This is a genomic window from Pseudomonas sp. FBF18, assembly GCF_024261405.1.
GTDB lineage: Bacteria > Pseudomonadota > Gammaproteobacteria > Pseudomonadales > Pseudomonadaceae > Aquipseudomonas > Aquipseudomonas palmensis.
Genome location: NZ_QKRS01000002.1, coordinates 83131 through 103901, shown reverse-complemented (window position 1 = coordinate 103901; position 20771 = coordinate 83131). Strand labels below are relative to the sequence as shown.

Below are 20771 nucleotides of genomic sequence, written 5' to 3'. Positions count from 1 at the left end.
GCAACTGGGGTCAACCCTTGTTGGCAGCCAGGCTGTCAACCAGCATTGCGCTCTGCGCATCGCTGGCTTCGATCATCAGCTGCTTCAGGCCCTTGTCGAAGCCCGGGAACGGCGCTTCGAAGTTGAACGTGGACTTGCCCAGCAGCCCGCCCACGTACTGGATACGCGCCGCGTCCCAGCTCACCTGCTTCTGACGGCCCAGGCGCGGGTCGCGCAGGAACACCAGTTGCACCGGGGTAACGCCCGAATAGTCCGCCTTGTCCAGATCGGCACCGGCCGCGATCAGCGCATTGGCCACGGTCTTGTCACGCTGCGTGATGCAGTAGTGCAAGGCAGTCTGGCCCGCGTAGTTCACCGCGTTGATGTCCTGGCTGGCGATCAGGCGCTGGCCCAGTTCCGGGCGCTCCTTGGTCAGGCTGTTGCTCTTGCACAGCTCGTGCAGCGGCGTGTTGCCGAACAGGTTGGCCGTCTTGGCATTGGACAAGGCCAGCAGCTGGTCGAAGTGCGCGTCGGAGCAATCGCGCCACGCGTTCTTCAGGCACATCATCAGCCGGGTATTGCCCTCTGCGGTGGTCTTGAGCGGGTCGGCGCCCAGGCTCACCAGCATGTCGTAGGCATTCTCGGCCACATAGTGGACCGGCAGCTCGGCTTCGGCGACCAGCGGCTTGTTCAGGTCGATGTCAGAGGCCTGCAGCAGGTACTTGAGCGACTCCACATCGGCCACGTAGCCGTCACGGGTAGACTTGCCGGCCAGCGCTTCCTTGAGCTTGTAATGGTTGGGCGGCACGTCCTGGTACGGCACCAGCACCTGTACATCCAGCTCGCGGTAGATCACGGTCTTGCCGGTGTCCTGCCCCGCCGCGTAGGTTTCGCGTTTTTCGACGGTCTTTTCCGGCCAGTCGGGCGAGGCGAAGTACTGGATCGAATCGCCATCGCGCTGGCCATCCTTGTAGGCAGTGACCTTACGCAGACGGTAGGTGCCGTCGTCGAGCAGCACGAACTCCTCCTGCAGGCCCTCCAGCTTGCCCTGGTTGTAGTGCTTGCGCTCCTGCACCTGGCCGGTCGGGTAGAAGGTTTCCTGCACGCCATCGAGCTGGCCGCTGCCGTCCTTGTCATAGTTGGCGACCACGGCCGGCACCTGCTCGCCATTGACCACGCGCCAGGCCGATTGGGCCAGGGTGCGACCGTTCTGCTTGCTGCCCTCTTCGTGCACCGTGACCTCTTCGCGGGTCTGCAGGCCGCTGGCGCAGTCGAACTGGCTCTCGGTCTGCTTCTTGCCGGCGATGACGATGCGCTGCTGCGGCTTTTTCTCGCCGCCGCTGCAATACACGGTCGTGGTGCCGGTCAGCTGGCCGTCATCCAGTTGCGCCTCGATGGCCACCGAGCCGTCGGCATTGTGGGTAACCCAGTCGCCCTGGACCTTGCCGTTCTTGACCTTGAACTCGGAGATCAGCGTGTCGCCTTCCTTCCAGATGATGGTGCCGGACACCGGCTCCTTGGTCTTCTTGTCCACATAGATGGCAGTGGGCTTGCCCTTGCTGCCCTTGGAGGTGGTGACCTCGTCCCACTGGTAACTCGACCCGCAGCCAGCCAGCAACGCGGCAATGCCTGATACAGCCAGTACTTTTTTCACAGAACGTCCTTGGAGTTGAATGTGGCGTGGGGAGTTACTTGATGCGGGTCAGGGTCATGCTGACCAGCTCACCGCCGTCCAGCACCACCAGGCGGTTGCCGTTGTCTTCGACGCGCGCGTTCATCACCGCGGTGCCGTTCTTGTCGCGGGCGACGACGGTGTCACCGTCACGCTTCCACTCGTCGATCTCGTACTTGTCGCCCAGCAGGGTGATGTAGTCCTCGTCCAGCTCTGCGGTACCCACGTTGCTCTTGAAGCCCATCACGCTGGCCTGCACGTTGAACTTGCCTTCGATGGCATCGCTGCCGCAGCCGGCCAGGGCGGCGAACAGCGAGGTGAGCACCAGCGTCTTGATGATTTTCATTAACCGAGTCCTTAGCACGTATCTGTCTTGTGGGTTGCACGCTGGCACTTTCATATCAACCTGCCAGCATGAGCAACCTATGACCCTGTCCTACAATTTAAGTTCACTTCATAAACAACTTTAGATTATTTACCTAACTATCTGTTTTAGAACGAAAGATCATGAAAATAGCCTGGGAACCCGATGATTTGTTTTCTACGCAGATGAGCCCCGCCATCGCCTATGCTCATCAGCTTGACCCGGATCAACAGCCCGCCGCCCGTGCAGGCGCACCCTGCCCCATGAAGTTGCGCGTGTACCCCTTGAGGAGAAACGACCATGGCCCGCATGAAAGCTGCAATCTTTGTCGAAAAGAACCGCATCGTGCTCGATGAAAAACCGATCCCCGAGGTCGGCCCCTCGGACGCCCTGATCCGCATCACCACCACCACCCTGTGCGGCACCGACGTGCATATCCTGCGCGGCGAGTACCCGGTGGAAAAGGGCCTGACCATCGGCCATGAACCGGTCGGCATCATCGAAAAGCTCGGCGCCCAGGTTAAGGGCTTCACCGAGGGCCAGCGCGTCATCGCCGGCGCCATCACCCCCAGCGGCCACAGCTATGCCTGCCTGTGTGGCTGTTCGTCCCAGGACGGCCCCGGCACGCCGCACGGTTTCAAGCCGGCCGGCGGCTGGAAGTTCGGCAACACCATCGACGGCTGCCAGGCCGAATACGTGCTGGTGCCGGACGCCATGGCCAACCTCTCGCCGATCCCGGACGGGCTGAGTGACGAACAGGTACTGATGTGCCCCGACATCATGTCTACCGGATTCTCCGGGGCCGAGCGCGGCGGCGTACGTATCGGCGACACGGTGGCAGTGTTCGCCCTGGGGCCGATCGGCCTGTGCGCGGTGGCCGGGGCCAAGCTGATGGGCGCCACCACCATCATCGGCGTCGACACCGTGCCCGCGCGTCTTTCGGTAGCCCGCCAGCTGGGCGCCACCCATGTGGTGGACTTCAAGCAGGGCAACGTGGTCGACCAGATCATGGCCCTCACCCACGGCCGTGGCGTAGACGTGAGCATCGAGGCGCTGGGCACCCAGTCGACCTTCGAGTCGGCGCTGCGCATCCTGCGCCCGGGCGGCACGCTGTCGAGCCTGGGGGTGTATTCCTCCGACCTGACCATTCCGCTGTCGGCCTTTGGTGCCGGGCTTGGCGACTACAGCATCGTCAGCACCCTGTGCCCCGGCGGCAAGGAGCGCATGCGCCGCCTGATGGAGGTGGTGGCCAGCGGCAGCGTCGACCTCAAGCCGCTGGTGACCCACCGCTACAAGCTCGACGACATCGAGGCGGCCTACGAACTGTTCGCGCACCAGCGCGACGGCGTGATGAAAGTCGCGATCACTCCATGAGCACCGCCCTCAGGGCTGCATCGCCGGCAAGCCGCTGCTGAGCACCAGGCTGTCGCGGATCTGCCCCGACAGCGCGTTGACCCCCGCCATCACCCCGGTGGCGGGGTTCTGCATCAGGCCCTGCCATTCCTCGTTGAGCGCCACATTGAGGATCACCCGCAGCTGCTCGACCATGGCCGGGCGCTCGCTTTCGTGCATCATCGCGCCGATGCCCGCCGAGGCCACCGAGATCAGCGCCCCCACCGCCTTGCCCACCGCAGCCGCCACCGCGCTGGCCGCGCCGCGCGGCACCAGCGTTGCTTCGAGCTGGGCGCTGGCGCGCTTGGCCACCGACGACAGGCCCGTGTCGGACGGCGCCTGGCCTGCCGCCACCGCAGCCTTCTGGATCTGCTCGTTCAACGCCAGGTAGGCCGGCAGGCTCAGCAGTGGCTGGGCCGTGATCAGCTGATGCACCGAGGCGTCGCGTGCGGCCGGCGGGCCGAGGGCGATGGCGGGAATGCGGTTCAGGTGCAGGGCGAACTGGTCGGGGGCGGCGCGGTAGCGCTGGCCGATACCTTGCAGCTGCTGGCCGAGCAGTTGCACGTACAGTTGGGTGGCGCGCTCGCGGATCAGCTGCGGGTTGATTTCCCTGGCCACCGGCTCCAGCACCCGTTCGCGGTACTGCTCCTGCAGGTAGAGCGCCAGGCGGTCCTCGCCGGGCGCGGTCTGCTGGTTCTTGCTGACCTTGTACCAGGCCACCTTGAGGGTCAGCCACTGCTGGGTCCAGTAACCGGTGAACCACGGAATGAAGTCCGCCTCGGTACGCGCGTGCACCGCGTCTTTCCATACCTTCATGGAGCGTCGCGCATAGTCCTGGGCGGAACGGCTGGCGCCCTCGGAGGCATCGATGATGTCCCAGTCGACACGTTGCCAGGCGGCCTGGGACAGCACCACCGGGGGTTGCGGCGCTGGTGTCGGCCGGGACCGGGCGCAACCGCCGATGGCCAGCAACAGTGCAAGGGTGCACAGGGCGAGCAGGATGCGCTGGTTCAAGGTCGGCCCCCCGGTGCAGTGAAGCGCTTGCCTGGAGTATAGCGAGCGGCGCGGGAACCACGGCTGGCCTTGGTCGGCGCTGCTCGGTACCCTGTCGGCACCTGCACACATTCAAGGGAGCTTCCATGCGAGGTGAACTGCGAACCCCGGGCGAGCCGTTCAAGCGCCTGTTCATCGCCCTGCCCTGTACCGAGCAGCAATGCCGGGCCATCGGCAAATGGCGCAGCACACTGGGGATCACCCGTGGTCGTCCGGTGCCTGCGGCCAATTTTCACCTGACGCTGATGTTCCTTGGGGAAGTCGGCGTCTCGCGCCTGCCTGCGCTGTGCGACGCCATGGCGGCGGTGCCGCGCCCCGAAGGCCCGCTGCGCCTGGAGCTGGACCGGCTGGTCGCATGGCACCGCGCCGATGCACTGGTGCTGGAGCCCACGCAGACGCCGGTGGCCTTGCGTCAATGGGTGTATGCCCTGCAGCAGGCGTTGCTGCCGCTGGGCGTGGAAGACAGCGTGCGTGAGTTTCGTGCGCACCTGACGCTAGTGCGCGACTACCCGGGTGATGTACCGGAGACGCCGGAGCCACCGGCGTTCAGATTGAACATCGACGACTTCGTGTTGTTCGAGTCCAGTGGCGGCCGCTACAAGCCGATAGCGCAGTGGCCGCTGGCGTGAACCCCTGCCGACCGTGGTGTCGGCGCTGACTGGCAAGGAAGAGCATGTATTACTGGAACAAGGACAATTTCGAAGGCCTCAGGCGCATTGGCGAGGTCTATGCCTCCCGTGAAGGCTTTGCCGGTTTCTCGCGGTATTGCCTGCTGCGCGAACAGGGCCTGAAAAAGCCGGCGCTCAAGGCGCTGGACGAGTTTCTCGACGGTGCGCGTCAGCGGGAGGTGGGCCAGCAGCGGGCGATTGTCTGCGAGATTGCCGACCTTGCCTTCAGCAACAGTGGTGCGCACCAGTTGTTGTCGCATGCCTTGACCCGCTACCTCAGGCAGGTGCTGCGAGCCTGGTGCGACGAGGGCCCGGCGTTGGCCGAGCCTTATCGCTGGATGGGCAAGCTGACGGGCGAGTCGGCGTGGCTCCAGGCGGCACTGGCGCACGACCCGCAGGATCAGGTGGCGTTGCGGCAGTTGGCGCTGGATGAGCTGGGCGAGGTTGATTTCATGGTTCATCACCTGCATGAGTCGGTGTTTCTGGGTGACGTTACCGTTGCGGCGACGAAGCTTGCGCGTGCCAGTGCGCTGGCGCGGCTGATCGAGGCCGAGACGACCCGCAGTTACATTGATGGTGAAGTGTGCAGCCTGCGTGAAATGCTCGAGGCCTGGGCGCAGTATCAGGCGGGTGATCGGGCGGTGGGGTTTGCCCAGTGGTGCGAGGCGCAGGCGCATGAGTTCCGGTTCCTGAAGAGCTACTACTACACCGAATGAGGAGTGGCCCACCTCTATTGTAGGAGCCGGCCTTGCCGGCGAACGAGCTCCACGCGCTCGCCTCCCTAGAGATAAGCCTGCTCCCGCCCCGGGCTGCGCTCGAAATGCCGCTTGTACTCGCGGCTGAACTGCGACGTGCTCTGATACCCCACCCGATGCGCCACCTGCGCCACACCCAACCCCTCGCCTATCAACATCTGCTGCGCCTTGAGCAAACGCAACCGCTTGAGGTACTGGATCGGCGACAGCAACGTGCAGCGCTTGAAGTGCTCATGAAACGTCGAGGTACTCATGTTCGCCCGCCCCGCCAACGCCTCCACGCTCAACGGCTCGGCGTAATGCTCGCGCAAATGGCTGAGGGCTGCAGCGATGCGCGCAAAATGCCCCTGCTGCTCCACCAGCGCCCGCAGCACCCCGGCCTGCGGCCCACGCAAGGCCACGTACAACACCTCGCGCACTCGCGCCGCCCCCATCACCCGGCTTTCCAGCGGGTCGTGCAGGCAACGCAGCAGCCGCTCCACGCTCTCGCGCATCGGCGCATCCAGCGCCGCTGATGTCATGGACTCGGGCGTCTGCGCCGCCACCACCTGGCCAGCCCCCAGCCCCATGCTCTGCACCAGTTCGCTCAGCACCGTGCGGTCGATCGCCACCGACACGCCCAGCAGGGGTTCATCTTCGGTGGCGAAGGTTTCGCACATGAACGGCACCGACAGTGCCTGCACCAGGTAGTGGCCAGCCCCATATTCCAGGGTGCGCGGCCCCAGCCGGGCCAGTTTGCTGCCCTGGGCCAGGATCATCAGGCTAGGTTCGTAGATCTGCGGGCTGCTCGCCACGTAGTGGCTCCAGGACAACACCTGCACCTGCGGCAGGTGGGTGTCGACCGGGCCCGGGCGGGTGGCAAGGGGTTGGATCAGGGCGCAAAGCGTGGCATTGGCATCGGCGTGGCAGGTGAGCTGCATGGGGTACCGCATCAGAGGATCAGACACGCGCATCATCGCAGATTCGCTGCCCACCGCCACTACCGCACGCCCGATCCCGGAGGATCAGGCATGACTATCGGAGCATTAACCCAGGATCAGGTAGGTCTTGCGTACCGTCTGGCGCACGTCCCAGGTGCCCTGGCTGTTGGCGGCAAAGTACAGCGCATCGCCGGCACCGAACGGGATAGGTTCGCCACCCTCGGGGGTGAAGCTGCCCTCGCCGCTGATGATGTAGCTGTACTCGGCCTGCACCACCTGGCGCCGGAAGCGCCCCGGCGTGCACTCCCACAAGCCGGTGCTGGCGCCCTGCCCGGCCAGCTCCTGGTGCAACGCGGTACGCGCCATGGCTACCGGCTCGCCCAGGGGGGCGCCGACTGCCGCGCTGGGGCCGAAGGCGGTGTCGTCTTCAAGGTGAATCAGTACAGGGTTCATGTGCAGTCCTCAGGATTTGTCTTCAAGCCCGGCCGGGGCCAGGCGGGCCAGCATGCAATCGAGACGGCCGGCGGTGTGGCCGGCCATTTCGGCGCGCTCCTTGCGTATCACGGCGTTGCGCACCAGCGAACCGCCCACATACCGCAGCGGCTCCGGCGGGAAGGCCTTGCAGTTGCGCCCCACCAGCGCACAGGTGCTCCAGGCATCCTTGCGCCCCAGGGCCAGGCTGGCCAGGATGCGCCCGCCCAGGCGGCTGGGGCCCACGCCGTTGCCGCTCCAGCCGATGCCGTAGTGGATGTTGCCCTGCTCGCCCAGGCCGCCGAAGGTCGGCAGGCTGTCGTAGGTGCGGTCGATGGGCCCCGACCAGGTATGGGTGATGCGCACGTCATCGAGCATCGGGTAGGTACGGCGCAGGTCGGCCTCGGTCAGCGCGATGCTGCCCGGGTCGTGGCTGAACACCGGCCCGATCCTGCCGCCGTAGGCTATCGCCCCGGTGCCCTTGCCGAAGGCGATACGGCCATCCACGGTGGTGCGGTAGTAGTCGACCATCAGTTGCGAATCGGTGATCGACTCGGCGCCGGTCCAGCCCATCTGTTCCAGGCGGGTCGCCACCGGCTCGGTGAGCACGATGGAACTGTTGACCGGGGTGATCAGGCGCGCCAGTTGCGGCAAGGCAGCCGCCCAGGCATTGGTGGCCAGCACCACCGAGCCGGCACGGATGCGCGCCTGCGGGGTCAGCACCTGCACCGGTGTGCCGGGCTGGATATCGCTGACCGCGGTACCCTCGGCAATCACCACCCCCGCCTCCAGCGCCACCCGGCGCATGCCGCGCACCAGGGCGCCGGGTTGCACGGTAGCGTTGCTGCGTTCGAACACGCCGGCCAGGTGCACCTTCGAGCCACAACGGCGCGCCACCTCGGCAGCCGGCACCCGCTCGAACGGCGTCACCCCAAGGCGGGCACAGGCGGCCAGCGTGGCGTTCCAGGTGTCGATGTGCGCGGGGCTGGTGGCCGTCCACAGCCAGCCCTTCTGGCGAAAGTGCGCGTCGATCTGGTGCTGCTGGCAGAACTCGCCCAGCTCGCTGATCGCGCGCTCGGCGCTGTGCCCCAGAAACAGCGCCTGCTCCGGGGTGCAGAAGCTCGCCAGGGTGCCGACCTTGGGCCACCACGACATCACGAAGCCGCCGTTGCGCCCCGAGGCGCCCCCGCCGCACACGTCCTGTTCCAGCACCATCACGCGGATATCCGGCTCATGCTCCTTGAGGGTCAGGGCGGTCCACAGGCCGACGAAGCCGCCACCGACGATCACCACATCGGCGTCGTGCTCACCCTGCAGCGCCGGGCCGGGTTTGAGGCTGGGCTCGGCGCTTTCCAGCCAGTAGCTGCGTTTGAGCGGTGCGCTGGGGGTCAGTTTCATGAGCGTGCCGCCCAGGCGTTGAAGCGCTGTTCGAGCAGTTCGCCGTGGTCGGCCCAGAAGCTTGCGTTCATCGGCAACTGGCCTTGCAGGTTGGGGCTGCCGGTGGGCAGCTCGCTGACCCGCTGCTCGCTCAGCAGGCCCAGGGCCTCGCGGTTGACCGGCCCGTAGGCGATCTGCTCGGCGTAGCCCTTCTGCTGCTCGGCCTTGAGGGTGTGGTTGATGAACTTCAGTGCTTCGTCGCGCTTCTTGGCCCCACGCGGGATGGCCCAGGCGTCCATGTCATAGATGCCGCCATTCCACACGATGCGCAGCGGCGTCTGGCTCTGCACCGCGCTGATCCGGCCGCTGTAGGCCGAGCTCATCACCACATCGCCCGAGGCCAGGTATTGCGGCGGCTGGGCGCCGGCCTCCCACCACTGGATGCTCGACTTGATCTGGTCGAGCTTGGCGAAGGCGCGGTCCTGGCCTTCACGGGTGGCCAGCAGGGTGTAGACATCGGCCGCCGGCACGCCGTCGGCCAGCAGGGCGAATTCCAGGGTGTACATGGCGCCCTTGCGCAGCCCGCGCTTGCCGGGGAATTTCTCCAGGTTCCAGAAGTCGTCCCAGCTGGTGGGGGCCACCTTGAGCTTGTCGGCGTTGTAGGCGATCACCGTCGACCACACGAAAAAGCCCACGCCGCACGGCTGTACCGCACCGGGCAGCAGTTGCGCGGCCACGGCCGGGTCGGGGGCGAACTCTTCGAGCAGGCCTTCTTCACAGGCGCGTGCCAGCTCGGGCATCTCCATCTCGACCACGTCCCACGAGACGCTGCCGGTATCGACCATCACCTTGACCTTGGCCATCTCGCCATTGAACTCGCCGGCCACGATGCGGGTGCCGGTCTGTGCCTGGTAGGTGTCATAGAAGGCCGCCACCTGTGCGGCCTTGTTGGCCCCGCCGTGGGACACTACGGTGAGGTCGGCCAGCGCCGATGTGCTGCACGCAGCGGCAGCGATCAGGGTGAGCGAAAAGGCCAGATTCTTGTGCATTGTTATGTTCTCCGGGTCGGGATGGCTCAGTAGGCCAAGTGTCGAGCCGCAGCCGGGTCGCCACAATCAGACGCAAACAAGATTCCGCCGCGTACCTTCATACGTTCGTACAAAGCCGTTCAAAGGCGCGCCATGCCCGGTTACACTGGCCGTCACCCTGCCCCGGAAGCTGCCCCATGGCCCTGTCTGTCAGCGACATCATCGCCCTGCCCGAACTGCGCACCCGCGTCATCAGCGGTGCCGCAGGGCTGGGCAAGCCGGTGCGCTGGGCCCACGTGTGCGAACTGGCCGACCCCAGCGAATGGCTGGGCGACGCCGATCTGCTGATGACCACCGGCATCGGCATACCCGCCGATGCCGATGCCCAGCGCGCGTACGTGGAAAACCTCGCGGGCGCTGGCCTGGCGGGCATGATGATCGGCGAGAACATGCAGGCCCCGGCCAACCTCGAGGCCTTGATGGAGCGGGCCGACGCCCTGGGCTTTGCGGTGATGTTCACCCACTACGGCGTGCCCTTCGCCGCCGTCACGCGGGCCATCGTCGATGCCGGCCAGCAGGAGGAGCAGGCGCGCCGCAATGCCATCACCCGGGTCTACGAAAGTGCCCGCATGAGCATCCAGGGGCTGGGCCTGGGCGCACTGCTCAAGCGCCTGGAAAAGGACGTGCAGGCGCGCCTGACCCTGCTCGACGCCGCCTCGCTCGCGCCCTGGCGCGACGCACTGGGCGGCCTGCCGGCAAGCCAGCGCCAATGGCTGGCAGCCCGCCAGCGCGACACCTCGGGCAACCGACCGGTGGTGCAGCGCCATGCGCTGGAGGCGGGCGAGCTGCTGGTGATGGCGCTGCCGTCCCAGGCCGACTGCCTGCTGGTGGCCGAAGGTGACGGGCTGCTCGACTACGGCCTGTTGCACCATGTGGTGGCGGTGCTGGGCATCGAGCTGGAGCGCCTGCGGGTCGACAACGAGCGCAACCTGCGCCTGGGCTCCGAGCTGCTGGACGACCTGTTGCAGCAGCGTCTGCCGGCGCATCAGGCACAACAGCGCCTGGCCGCCTTCGACATCGGCGCCGAACAGGCCTGCCTGCTGCTCGGCCGCGCCGCCGGGGTGTCACCGGCGGCCTGCGACGAAGCCCTGCAACGCCAGGGTCGTCGCGTGCTGATTCGGGTTCAGGGCGATGACCTGATCGTGCTCGGCGCCGCCGAGTGCATCCCGCAGTTGCAGGCGCAACTGCAGGCGCCGCTGGGGGTGAGCAACCCGCTGGGCCACGCCGGGCGCAGTGTCGAGGCGCTGCGCGAGGCGCGCCTGGCACTGGCCCACACCAGCGCCGCGCAACCGCTGGTGACCTACGCCCAGGCCGGCGCCAGCGTACCGTGGCTGGCGCAGAGCCTGGATGAAGCCGAACGTACTTTCCGCAACGTACTGGGCCCGCTGGCCGACTACGACAGCCAGCAGAACACCCAGCTGCTGCACACCCTGCAGGTGTTTCTGCAACACAACCGCTCGTGGCTGGCGGCGGCCGCGCAGCTGCACGTGCACAAGCAGACGCTGGTGTACCGCATGCGCCGCATCGAAGAGATCACCGGCCGCTCGCTGGACAGTACCGAGGACGTGGCCACGCTGTGGTTCGCCTTGCGCGCGGCGCGCATGGCGGGGCTGGCCTGAGTGCTATGCGGCAGACGCCCCAGCGCGCTGCCATGGCGCCCCCTTGGCGAAGGCCGCCTCCATCCAGTGCTTGAACGCCAGGGTAGTGGCCGTGGTGAAGCGCGCCGAAGGCCGCATCAGGTAGATGCCCGACGCCGAGTCCAGCTGCCACTGGGGCAGCACGCGCACCAGGCGCCCCTCGGCCAGGTCCTGGTGCATCATCCAGTCGCCACCGGCCAGAATCCCCACGCCGCAGCGCGCCGCCACCAGCAGTGCTTCATTGTCATTGCTGATCAGGCTGCCCTGCACCCGCACCGTCTGCTGCCCGCCCTGCCCGTTCAGGCGCCAGTCGGGGAACGAACGCAAGCCGCTGAAACCCAGGCAATTGTGCCCGGCCAGGTCGGCTGGCCGTTGCGGTGCGCCGTGACGATGCAGGTAGGCCGGCGCAGCGCACAGGATGCGCGTGTGCTCGCACAGCTTGCGCGCCACCAGCCGGTTGTCGGCCAGCTCGCCGACGCGCACGGCCACGTCGAAGCCTTCGCCCACGATATCGACGAAGCGGTCGGCATAGTCGACGTCGACGGTCACCTCGGGGTAGGCCAGGGAAAACCCGGCCACCAGCGGGCTCAGCCAGCGCCGGCCCATCGCCCCCGGCAGCGCCACGCGTAGACGCCCGCGCACCTGCGCCGCACCGTTGCAGGCCTCGAGTTCGGCCGTGCTGATCAGGCTGGCGGCATGCTGCAGGCGCTCCACCAGCCGCGTGCCCTCGTCGGTGAAGCGCAGTTGCCGGGTGGTTCGCTCCACCAGGCGGATACCCAGGCGCTGCTCCAGAGCCGCCAGGCGCTTGGACAGCACCGAGGCATGGCGTTGCAGCACCCGGCCGGCGGCAGCGAACGAGCCGTGCTCGTGCAGCGCCAGCAAGGTGGCAAATTCATCGGCCTGACGGCTGTCGAAAGGGTCCATCGGTGAGGTCGGCCTCGTGCGCGTCGGTCAGGGGATCAGCACGACCGCCCCCTGGGACCGGCCTTGCTCGATGGCAGCATGGGCGCTGGCCACGTCGGCCAGGGGGTAGCGTTGCCATATGTGCGGCTGGATGATACCCGCCGCCAGTGCATCCAGCACATCCTGTGCGCGCTGCTGGTACTCCTGGGGGCTGGCGGTATGTGCCGCCAGTGACGGCCGGGTGAGGAACAGCGAGCCCTTGGCGTTCAGCGTGCCCACCTCGACCGCTGGGGGCGCGCCGCTGGTGGCGCCGAACGACACCAGCGTGCCGCGCGGGCGCAGGCTGTCCAGCGACGCCTCCCAGCTCACCCGGCCGACCGAGTCGTAGACCACATCGACCTTGTGGCCCTGGGTCAGCTCGCTCACCTGGGCCGCCAACGTGGCTGCGTCGAACACCAGCACCGCATTGCAGCCGGCCGCCTTGGCGCGCTCGACGCTTTGCGCCCTGGACACCACACCAATCACATGGGCGCCCAGGTGCCTGGCCCACGGCACCATGATCTGCCCTACCGCCCCCGCCGCACCGTAGATCAGCACACGCGTGCCGGGGCCTACCGGGTAGCTCGCCTTGAGCAGGTACTGGGCGGTGATGCCCTTGAACAGCACGGCAGCCGCGTCTTCGAACGACACGGCAGCGGGCAGCCTGACCAGGCGCTCGGCCGGGTACAGGCGTGCACTGGCATAGCCACCCAGCGGCCCGGTGGCATAGGCCACACGGTCGCCCACGGCCACCTCGGTCACGCCCGCCCCCAGCGCCCGCACGGTGCCGGCACCTTCCAGGCCCAGCGCGGACGGCAAGGCAATCGGCACAGTGCCCTTGCGCTGGTTGATGTCCAGCGGGTTGACGCCGATCGCGGCCTGTTCAAGCCACACCTGGCCCGGGCCTGGCGCTTGCACGGCGCCGGCCTGAAGCTGCATCACCTCGGGGGCGCCTACCGCCTGGAGCGTGATTGAAGTCACCATGATGTTGCCTCTTGCAGTGGTTGAAGGTCTGCAAAGGCTAATTAGCGCACCCGTAAACGACAATACAGCACCATTGCCGAACATATGTGCACCTGATGCAGCAATGCCAGGTGCCCTTCGCCCCCTACAGCGCCCGCACCAGCGCCGCTGCCACAATGCCTGCCGCAATCGCCGGCAGCGGCTTTTTCACCAGCAGCATCACCACCGCCGTGCTCAGCAGCGCCAGGCGTGCGCCGTTGTCGCCGTTCACCGCCAACGGCGTCAGCACCGCCACCAGCACCGAGCCGGACATCGCGCTGATGAACTGCTGCACGCGGTAGTTGATGGGCACGAACGACATCACGAACACACCCCCCCAACGGGTGGCCAGGGTCACCAGGCCCATGATCACCACCAGCAGCAGCGTGCCGGCACCCGCAGTTTCAACGTTCATGCTTGTTCTCCATCCACACCACACCCAGAATGCCGCCCGCCAGCGCGCCCACCACCACGTGGCTGTTCTCCGGCAGGTACCAGTAGGCCAGCAGCGACGAACCGGCCGCCACGATCCAGATCATCAGCATGCGCAGGCTCTTGTGCCCGCCCAGCACCATCGCCAGCAGAAAGCAGCCCATCACCATGTCCAGGCCCAGGCTGACCGGGTCGTGGATCGCATTGCCGAAATGCAGCCCCAGCCAACTGCCCAGGCACCACGCCGACCACAGCGCGATACCGCCGCCCAGCACCAGGCCCAGGCCCGGCTTGCCGGCGTTCAATGCCTGCATGGCCATCGCCCAGTTGGCGTCGGACACCACCAGCATCACGCCGTAGCGCCGAGCAGTGGGCAGCTCGCGCAGCCAGGGGTACAGCGTGGCGCCCATCAGCAGGTGACGGGCATTGATGGCGAACACGGTGATAATCAGCGGCACCAGCGGTACCTGCTCGCCCCACAGTTCCAGCGCGGCGAACTGCGAGGCGCCGGCGAACACCAGTGCGCTCATCAGCAGGGTCGCCGCGTCCCCCAGCCCCGTCTGGGCTGCAGCGAGGCCGAAGGCCACACCGAACACCACGACGAACAGGGAAATCGGCAAGAGTTGCTTGAAGCCAGCCCAGACGTCGCTCCACTCAAGCCTGGATAGATGCTTCTCTACGGTTGACAAGGCACAACCTCCTTCGTGTGGCGATCTTGTCATGCACCGGCCCGAAGGGGCGCATGCCGAACCGCTCGTTTTATAGTGACGCACGCGCGCGCTGGCGTGCGGGCGCTACTATGCCCGCACACACGCGCGTCACAAAGCCTGTTGTGCAGTTGTCGGCGAATTTACTCTCGCGTCGGTGCCTGGGGTCGCAAGGCGGCCTCGATGGCGGCGATGTCTATCTTGTCCATCTGCATCATCGCGTCGAAGGCACGCTTGGCCGCAGCCGGGTCGGGGTGGCTGATCGCGGCAGTCAGCGCGCGCGGGGTGATCTGCCACGACAGCCCCCACTTGTCCTTGCACCAGCCGCACACGCTGGCCTGGCCGCCGTTGCCGATGATCGCCTGCCACAGGCGGTCGGTCTCGGCCTGGTCGTCGGTGGCCACCTGGAACGAGAACGCCTCGCTGTGATGGAAGGCCGAGCCGCCATTGAGGCCCAGGCACGGGATGCCCATGACCGTGAACTCCACGGTCAGTACATCGCCCTGCTTGCCGGCAGGGAAGTCGCCGGGGGCACGGTGCACGGCGCCCACCGCGCTGTCGGGAAAGATGCTGGCGTAAAAGGTGGCAGCCTCCAGCGCCGCGCCGTCGTACCAGAGGCAGATCGTGTTCTTGCTGTTCATCGTGGTTCTCCACAGAAAAGCGACAGACCTCTGCAGTCTAGTCGCCCGCGGCGCAACCCTTGAGCCAGTCGATCAGTACCTGCACCCGCCGGGGCAACGGGTCGCGCGGCGGGTGAACCAGAAAGTAGTCATAGCGCCCCGGCTGGGAAAAACCGCCGAACGGCAGCACCAGCTCGCCCTGGTCGATACGCGCCTGCACCAGGCGCTGGCGGCCGATGGCGATACCGGCGTGGTGGATGGCCGCCGTCACGCACAGGTCCGACCGATCGAAGGTCAGGCCGCGCTGCGGCAAGGCGTCCAGCAGCCCCTGCTGGCCAGCCCACAGTTGCCACTCGGCATCGAACACCGCGTTCTCCCAGGCCAGTGCATCGTGCAGCAAGGTGCACTGGCGCAGATTGGCAGGGTTGTCGAACAGCTGGTGCAGCTCGGCATAGCGCGGGCTGCACACCGGGGCGATGGTCTCGCTCATCAGCGCATGGCTGACCAGGCCGGGAAACTCGCCATTGGCGTACAGCAGCGCCAGGTCGATGTTGTGCGTGCGAAAGTCGACCGCATCGTTGCCCACCCGCACGTCCAGCGCGATGTTCGGGTAGCGCTGGTGGAAGTCGGCCAGGCGCGGCACCAGCCAGCATTGCGCTGCGGACGGGCGCGCGTACAACGCCACCGCCCCGCGCAGCTCGGCCTCGGGCGATGGCTCCAGGGCATCGCCCAGCTGCTCCATCACCCCCTGCAGTATCGCGAACACCCGCTCGCCCTCGGCTGTCAGGCGTATGCGCCGGGTCAGCCGCTCGAACAGGCGCAGCGCCAGGGCCTGCTCCAGGCGGGCGATACGGTGGCTCACCGCGCTGGGGGTCAGGCACAGTTCCTCGGCTGCCTGGGCAAAGCTCAGGTGCCGCGCCGCCACCAGAAAGGTGTGCAGGTTGGCAAATTGCGAGCTGTTCAGGCGTGCGCTCAAACGCGGGGGCAGGTTCAGCATCGGGGCAGGTTCCGCTAGTGTCCGGCCAGCAGTGTACGGCCCTGCGCCAGGTACGCCTGCATTTCATCGTCCGGCACCATGCTGCCGCCGGTGCCCCACACCAGGTGCGTGGCATTGGCCAGGCGCTGCGCGCTCAGGCCCAGGCGCTGGCGATAGCCCTGCCGCTCCCCGGTCACTCGCAGGAACCCCGGCAGCCCGGCCAGCGCCGAGGGTTCCAGGCGATGGCCCTCGATGGCTTCGAGTTGCGCCAGTTGCCGATACAGCTGCTCGTCGGTAACGGTGTAGTAGCCGTCGATCAGGCGCTGCATGGAGCGCCCGACAAACCCGGACGGGCGCCCCACCGCCAGGCCGTCGGCGGCGGTGCGGTTGTCGATGCCGAAGTCATACACGCTGACCTGCTCGTGCAGCCCGGTGTACACCCCCAGCAGCATGCAGGGCGAATGGGTCGGCTCGGCGAACACGCAGTGCACCGCGTCGGCGAAGATCTGCTTCAGACCGAATGCCACCCCGCCAGGGCCGCCACCAACGCCGCATGGCAGGTAGACGAACAGCGGGTGCTCGGCATCCACCCTGATGCCCGCCGCCTCGAGCTGGCGTTGCAGGCGACGTGCCGCCACCGCGTAGCCGAGGAACAGGTTGATGGAGTTCTCGTCATCGACGAAATGGCAGCGCGGGTCGGCCTCGGCCTGCTGGCGCCCCTGCTCCACCGCCACGCTGTAGTCGGACGCATACTCGATCACCTCCACCCCGCAACTGCGCAAGCGGTCCTTCTTCCACTGCCGGGCGTCGGCCGACATGTGCACGCTGGCCTTGAAGCCCAGGCGCGCACTCATGATGCCGATGGACAGGCCCAGGTTGCCGGTGGAGCCGACCGCCACGCTGTACTGGCCGAAAAATGCCCGCGCGCGGTCGCTGTCGAGGCTGGCGTAGTCATCCCCAGGCTGCAGGATGTCCGCCGCCAATGCGAGGTCTTCGGCGTGCTTGAGCACCTCGTAGATACCGCCACGCGCCTTGATCGAGCCGGAGATCGGCAGCAGGTTGTCGGCCTTGAGCCACAGCGCGCCCTGCACGGGTACCTGCGCTTCGGCGCACAGCGCGGCCTGCACCTGCGCCAACGGCAGCAGGGGCGACTCGATGATGCCCTTGCTCACCGCCGTCTGCGGGAAGGCCGAGGCAATGTAGCTGGCAAAACGTTCCAGCCGCGCGCTGGCGTCGTCCACATCGGCCAGGGTCAGCGGCACGTCGCCCAGCGCCTGCGCTGTCGGGGCCAGGCCCGGGTTGAACCAGGTGGTCGGTTGCAGGCGCACCAGGTCGGCGATCAAGGGGTGGCTGTGCTGCCACTGGTCCAGGGTCTTGTCGTGAATCATGCGGTTCTCCAGAAAAGTGACGGTAGTACGGGCAGGCTCATACCCAGTGCGACAGCAGCAGGGTCATGCCCAGGGCCACGACCGAAGCCAGCAGTGTCGCGGCGGTGAATTTTTTGAGCGCCTCGCCCAGCGACACGCCCAGGTATTCCTTGACCACCCAGAACGCCGAGTCGGTGACGGTAGTCCAGCCAATCGCGCCGGCGCCAATGGCAATGATCACGATCTCGCGGTTCTGCCCCGGCATCGCGTCCAGCAGCGGCAGCACCATGCCGGCGGCGCTGACCATTGCCACGGTGGCCGAGCCGACCGCCAGGTGCATCAGCCCGGCGACGATCCAGGCCAGCAGGATCGGGTTCAGGTCCCACTGCGACAGGGTGCTGGCCAGTACCTTGCCGACCCCGCTGTCGATCAGTACGCCATTGAAGGCACCGCCGGCACCGATGATCAACAGGATACTGGCCAGCGGGGTGAAGGAGCCGGCAGTCAGCTCCTGCAACCGGGCCATGCCCAGGCCACGGCGCAGGCCCAGCGCCCAGTAGGCGAAGCACACCGCGATGGCCAGGGCAGTGAGCGGGTTGCCGAGGAACATCATCAGCCGGTACAGCCCGGCCTCGGGCGCCAGGGTCATGCTGGCCAGGGTCTTGCCCACCATCAGCAGCAGTGGCAGCAGAATCACCAGCAGGGTCAGGCCCAGGCCCGGCATCGACTGGCCAGCGGCTGGCGTGGCGGCAGGCTCTGGCGCGGCCTGCGCGTCGGGCGCGGCGTGCCGCGGGCACACCAGCGTGGCCCATACCGGGCCGGCAATCACCGCGGTCGGCAGGCCGACGATCAGCCCGTACAGGATCACCTTGCCCACGTCGCCCCCCAGCAGCTGGGTGATGGCCATTGCCGCCGGGTGCGGCGGCAGCATGCAGTGCACGGTCATCAGCGATACGGCCAGTGGCAGGCCGACGTAGAGGATGTTGAGCCGGGTCTGGCGGGCCACCACGTAGATCAGTGGTATCAGCAACACGAAACCGACTTCGAAAAACACCGGTATGCCCACCACGAAGCCCACCAGCATCATGGCCCACGCCGTGCGTTGTTCACCCAGGGCGTCGAGCAGCGAGCGCGCAATGCGTTCGGCGCCGCCCGACACCTCCAGCAGTTTGCCCAGGATGCTGCCCAGGCCGATCACCGCCGCAAGAAAACCCAGGGTGCCGCCCATGCCCTTCTCGAACGAATCGGCGATGGCCGGCAGCGGCATGCCGGCCCCGGCGCCCACCACAAAACTGGCCAGCATCAGGGCCAGGAACGAGTGCACCCGAAACCTGACCACCAGCACCACGATCAGGCCGATGGCCGCCATCAATATCAGTAACAAACCTGCGTCTTCGTGCATGACTTCGCCTTTATTTGTTTTAGTGAGCGATTGCCGCGCAGGGCGCGGTCGGAGGCGATTAGGCGGCACGCAGGCAGGCCTTTACAAAGGATGGTTTTTCAGCGCACAGGTGATCTGAGGTCATCTGCCAGGGCCCTCGTCGGGCGGACACCTTAACCTTAAACCGCTATGATTCCCGCCATCACTCATGACCCCTTTGGCCGCTGGTAACCACCGCATGATCGAAGTCACCGAAGTTTCCATTGCGCAGCTGCGCGCCGCCCTCGAATCGGGCCAGACCACCTCGGTCGAGCTGGTGAAGGCCTACCTCGCCCGCATCGATGCCTACGACGGCGCAGACACGCCCACCGCGCTCAATGCGGTGGTGGTGCGCAACCCCGAAGCCCTGCGCGAAGCCCAGGCATCCGACGAGCGTCGTGCCCAGGGCAAGCCCCTCGGCCCGCTCGACGGCATCCCCTACACCGCCAAGGACAGTTACCTGGTCAAGGGCATGACCGCCGCCTCCGGCAGCCCGGCCTTCGCCAACCTGGTGGCCTACCGCGACGCCTTCACCATCGAGCGCCTGCGCGGCGCCGGGGCGATCTGCCTGGGCAAGACCAACATGCCGCCCATGGCCAACGGCGGCATGCAGCGCGGCGTGTATGGCCGGGCCGAAAGCCCGTACAACGCCGCCTACCTCACCGCACCCTTCGCCTCGGGCTCGTCCAACGGCGCGGGCACGGCCACGGCGGCCAGCTTCGCCGCGTTCGGCCTGGCCGAGGAAACCTGGTCCAGCGGCCGCGGCCCGGCCTCCAACAATGGCCTGTGCGCCTACACCCCTTCGCGCGGGGTGATCTCGGTGCGCGGCAACTGGCCGCTGACGCCGACCATGGACGTGGTGGTGCCCTTCGCCCGCACCATGGCCGACCTGCTCGAAGTGCTCGACGTGGTGGTGGCCGAAGACCCCGACACCCGTGGCGACCTGTGGCGCCTGCAGCCCTGGGTGCCGATCCCCAGCGTGGCCTCGGTGCGCCCCGCCGCCTACCCGCAACTGGCGGCGGACAGCGCGGCGCTGGCCGGCAAGCGCTTCGGCATCCCGCGCATGTACATCAACAAGGACCCGGATGCCGGCACCTCGGACAGCCCCGGCATCGGCGGCCCGACCGGCCAGCGCATCAACACGCGGCCCTCGGTGATCGCACTGTGGGAGGCGGCGCGCAAGGCACTGGAAGCGGCCGGCGCCGAGGTGCTCGAAGTGGATTTCCCGCTGGTATCGAACTGCGAGGGCGACCGCCCAGGTGCGCCCACCGTGTTCAATCGGGGCCTGGTGTCCGAGGCATTCCTGCACCATGAACTGTGGGACCTGACGGCCTGGGCCTTCGACGACTTCCTGCAGGCCAACGGCGACCCGCAGCTCAACCGCCTGCTGGACGTGGACGGGCCGAAGATCTTCCCCCACGACCCCGGCACCCTGCCCAACCGCGAGGGCGACCTGGCGGCGGGCATGGACGAGTATGTGCGCATGGCCGAGCGCGGCATCACGCCGTGGGACCAGATCGCCACCCTGCCCGATGGACTGCGCGGGCTGGAGCAGACGCGGCGCATCGACCTGGAAGACTGGATGGACAGGCTGGGGCTGGATGCGGTGCTGTTCCCGACGGTGGCCGATGTGGCCCCGGCCGATGCCGATGTGAACCCGGCCTCGGCGGATATTGCCTGGAGCAACGGGGTGTGGGTGGCCAACGGCAACCTGGCGATCCGTCACCTTGGGGTGCCGACGGTGACGGTGCCGATGGGGGTGATGGCGGACATCGGCATGCCGGTGGGGCTGACCTTTGCCGGGCGGGCGTATGATGACTCGGCGTTGCTGCGCCTGGCCTCGGCGTTCGAGGCTACGGGTTCAAAGCGCTTGATACCGCCGCGAACCCCGATGCTGGCACGCCGTAAATAGATAGAGGTTGGTGCCTA

20 protein-coding genes are annotated in these 20771 nt (G+C 67.1%); 5 read left to right on the top strand and 15 right to left on the bottom strand.

Annotated features, from left to right (window positions below):
- Positions 1-10: 10 nt before the first annotated feature.
- Both DN387_RS26120 and DN387_RS04340 read right to left on the bottom strand, forming a co-directional pair.
- On the bottom strand, positions 11-1633 hold the full coding sequence (locus tag DN387_RS26120; RefSeq protein WP_156326194.1) for an ankyrin repeat domain-containing protein: 1623 nt from the start codon (positions 1631-1633) through the stop codon (positions 11-13).
- 34 nt (positions 1634-1667) lie between these two features.
- Positions 1668-1997, bottom strand: coding sequence for a hypothetical protein (locus tag DN387_RS04340; protein ID WP_043861351.1), 330 nt, complete (start codon positions 1995-1997; stop codon positions 1668-1670).
- Between the two features lie 318 nt (positions 1998-2315).
- Here DN387_RS04340 and DN387_RS04335 point away from each other — a divergent pair, with 318 nt between their 5' ends.
- Complete coding sequence (locus DN387_RS04335; protein WP_043861352.1) at positions 2316-3389, top strand: NAD(P)-dependent alcohol dehydrogenase; 1074 nt, start codon at positions 2316-2318, stop codon at positions 3387-3389.
- A 9-nt stretch (positions 3390-3398) separates the two neighbouring features.
- On the opposite strand, the gene DN387_RS04330 is transcribed toward DN387_RS04335, so the two are convergent.
- Positions 3399-4421 (bottom strand): hypothetical protein, encoded by a 1023-nt coding sequence (locus DN387_RS04330; RefSeq protein WP_054914596.1) that lies wholly within the window; start codon positions 4419-4421, stop codon positions 3399-3401.
- Between the two features lie 125 nt (positions 4422-4546).
- Here DN387_RS04330 and thpR point away from each other — a divergent pair, with 125 nt between their 5' ends.
- Positions 4547-5089, top strand: a complete 543-nt coding sequence (thpR, locus tag DN387_RS04325) for an RNA 2',3'-cyclic phosphodiesterase (protein WP_043861354.1) — start codon at positions 4547-4549, stop codon at positions 5087-5089.
- A gap of 44 nt (positions 5090-5133) precedes the next feature.
- Positions 5134-5844 (top strand): hypothetical protein, encoded by a 711-nt coding sequence (locus tag DN387_RS04320; protein WP_054914597.1) that lies wholly within the window; start codon positions 5134-5136, stop codon positions 5842-5844.
- Between the two features lie 65 nt (positions 5845-5909).
- Here the strand turns inward: DN387_RS04320 and DN387_RS04315 are convergent, their stop codons facing one another.
- From DN387_RS04315 to DN387_RS04300, 4 genes are all read right to left on the bottom strand, one after another.
- Complete coding sequence (locus tag DN387_RS04315; protein WP_054914598.1) at positions 5910-6803, bottom strand: AraC family transcriptional regulator; 894 nt, start codon at positions 6801-6803, stop codon at positions 5910-5912.
- Positions 6804-6908: 105 nt separating this feature from the next.
- On the bottom strand, positions 6909-7256 hold the full coding sequence (locus DN387_RS04310) for a cupin domain-containing protein (RefSeq protein WP_043861356.1): 348 nt from the start codon (positions 7254-7256) through the stop codon (positions 6909-6911).
- A gap of 9 nt (positions 7257-7265) precedes the next feature.
- Positions 7266-8672 (bottom strand): FAD-binding oxidoreductase, encoded by a 1407-nt coding sequence (locus tag DN387_RS04305; RefSeq protein WP_054914599.1) that lies wholly within the window; start codon positions 8670-8672, stop codon positions 7266-7268.
- On the bottom strand, positions 8669-9700 hold the full coding sequence (locus DN387_RS04300; RefSeq protein WP_043861358.1) for an ABC transporter substrate-binding protein: 1032 nt from the start codon (positions 9698-9700) through the stop codon (positions 8669-8671). Before DN387_RS04300 ends, DN387_RS04305 begins: the two co-directional genes overlap by 4 nt.
- Positions 9701-9876: 176 nt before the next feature.
- On the opposite strand from DN387_RS04300, the gene DN387_RS04295 reads away from it, so the two are divergent.
- A complete protein-coding gene (locus DN387_RS04295; protein ID WP_054914600.1) occupies positions 9877-11358 on the top strand; it encodes a PucR family transcriptional regulator ligand-binding domain-containing protein in 1482 nt (493 codons plus the stop codon).
- A 3-nt stretch (positions 11359-11361) separates the two neighbouring features.
- Here the strand turns inward: DN387_RS04295 and DN387_RS04290 are convergent, their stop codons facing one another.
- From DN387_RS04290 to DN387_RS04255, 8 genes are all read right to left on the bottom strand, one after another.
- The gene (locus tag DN387_RS04290) at positions 11362-12300 is read right to left on the bottom strand and encodes a LysR family transcriptional regulator (RefSeq protein ID WP_054914601.1); all 939 of its coding nucleotides are present in this window, start codon (positions 12298-12300) and stop codon (positions 11362-11364) included.
- Positions 12301-12327: 27 nt separating this feature from the next.
- Entirely contained in the window at positions 12328-13302 is a 975-nt protein-coding gene (locus tag DN387_RS04285) for a quinone oxidoreductase (RefSeq protein ID WP_054914602.1), read from the bottom strand.
- A 124-nt stretch (positions 13303-13426) separates the two neighbouring features.
- Positions 13427-13735 (bottom strand): AzlD domain-containing protein, encoded by a 309-nt coding sequence (locus DN387_RS04280; RefSeq protein ID WP_043861362.1) that lies wholly within the window; start codon positions 13733-13735, stop codon positions 13427-13429.
- Entirely contained in the window at positions 13725-14441 is a 717-nt protein-coding gene (locus DN387_RS04275) for an AzlC family ABC transporter permease (RefSeq protein ID WP_054914603.1), read from the bottom strand. The genes DN387_RS04280 and DN387_RS04275 overlap by 11 nt, the downstream gene beginning before the upstream one ends.
- A 161-nt stretch (positions 14442-14602) precedes the next feature.
- The gene (locus DN387_RS04270) at positions 14603-15100 is read right to left on the bottom strand and encodes a VOC family protein (RefSeq protein WP_054914604.1); all 498 of its coding nucleotides are present in this window, start codon (positions 15098-15100) and stop codon (positions 14603-14605) included.
- A gap of 37 nt (positions 15101-15137) precedes the next feature.
- Positions 15138-16076: a DNA-binding transcriptional regulator DsdC gene (gene dsdC, locus DN387_RS04265; RefSeq protein WP_054914605.1), complete on the bottom strand. Its 939-nt coding sequence runs from the start codon at positions 16074-16076 to the stop codon at positions 15138-15140.
- A 14-nt stretch (positions 16077-16090) separates the two neighbouring features.
- The gene (locus tag DN387_RS04260) at positions 16091-17443 is read right to left on the bottom strand and encodes a D-serine ammonia-lyase (protein ID WP_054914606.1); all 1353 of its coding nucleotides are present in this window, start codon (positions 17441-17443) and stop codon (positions 16091-16093) included.
- 37 nt (positions 17444-17480) lie between these two features.
- Positions 17481-18824 (bottom strand): gluconate:H+ symporter, encoded by a 1344-nt coding sequence (locus DN387_RS04255; RefSeq protein ID WP_054914607.1) that lies wholly within the window; start codon positions 18822-18824, stop codon positions 17481-17483.
- 217 nt (positions 18825-19041) lie between these two features.
- On the opposite strand from DN387_RS04255, the gene DN387_RS04250 reads away from it, so the two are divergent.
- Complete coding sequence (locus tag DN387_RS04250; RefSeq protein WP_054914608.1) at positions 19042-20754, top strand: amidase; 1713 nt, start codon at positions 19042-19044, stop codon at positions 20752-20754.
- The last annotated feature ends 17 nt before the right edge of the window (positions 20755-20771 follow it).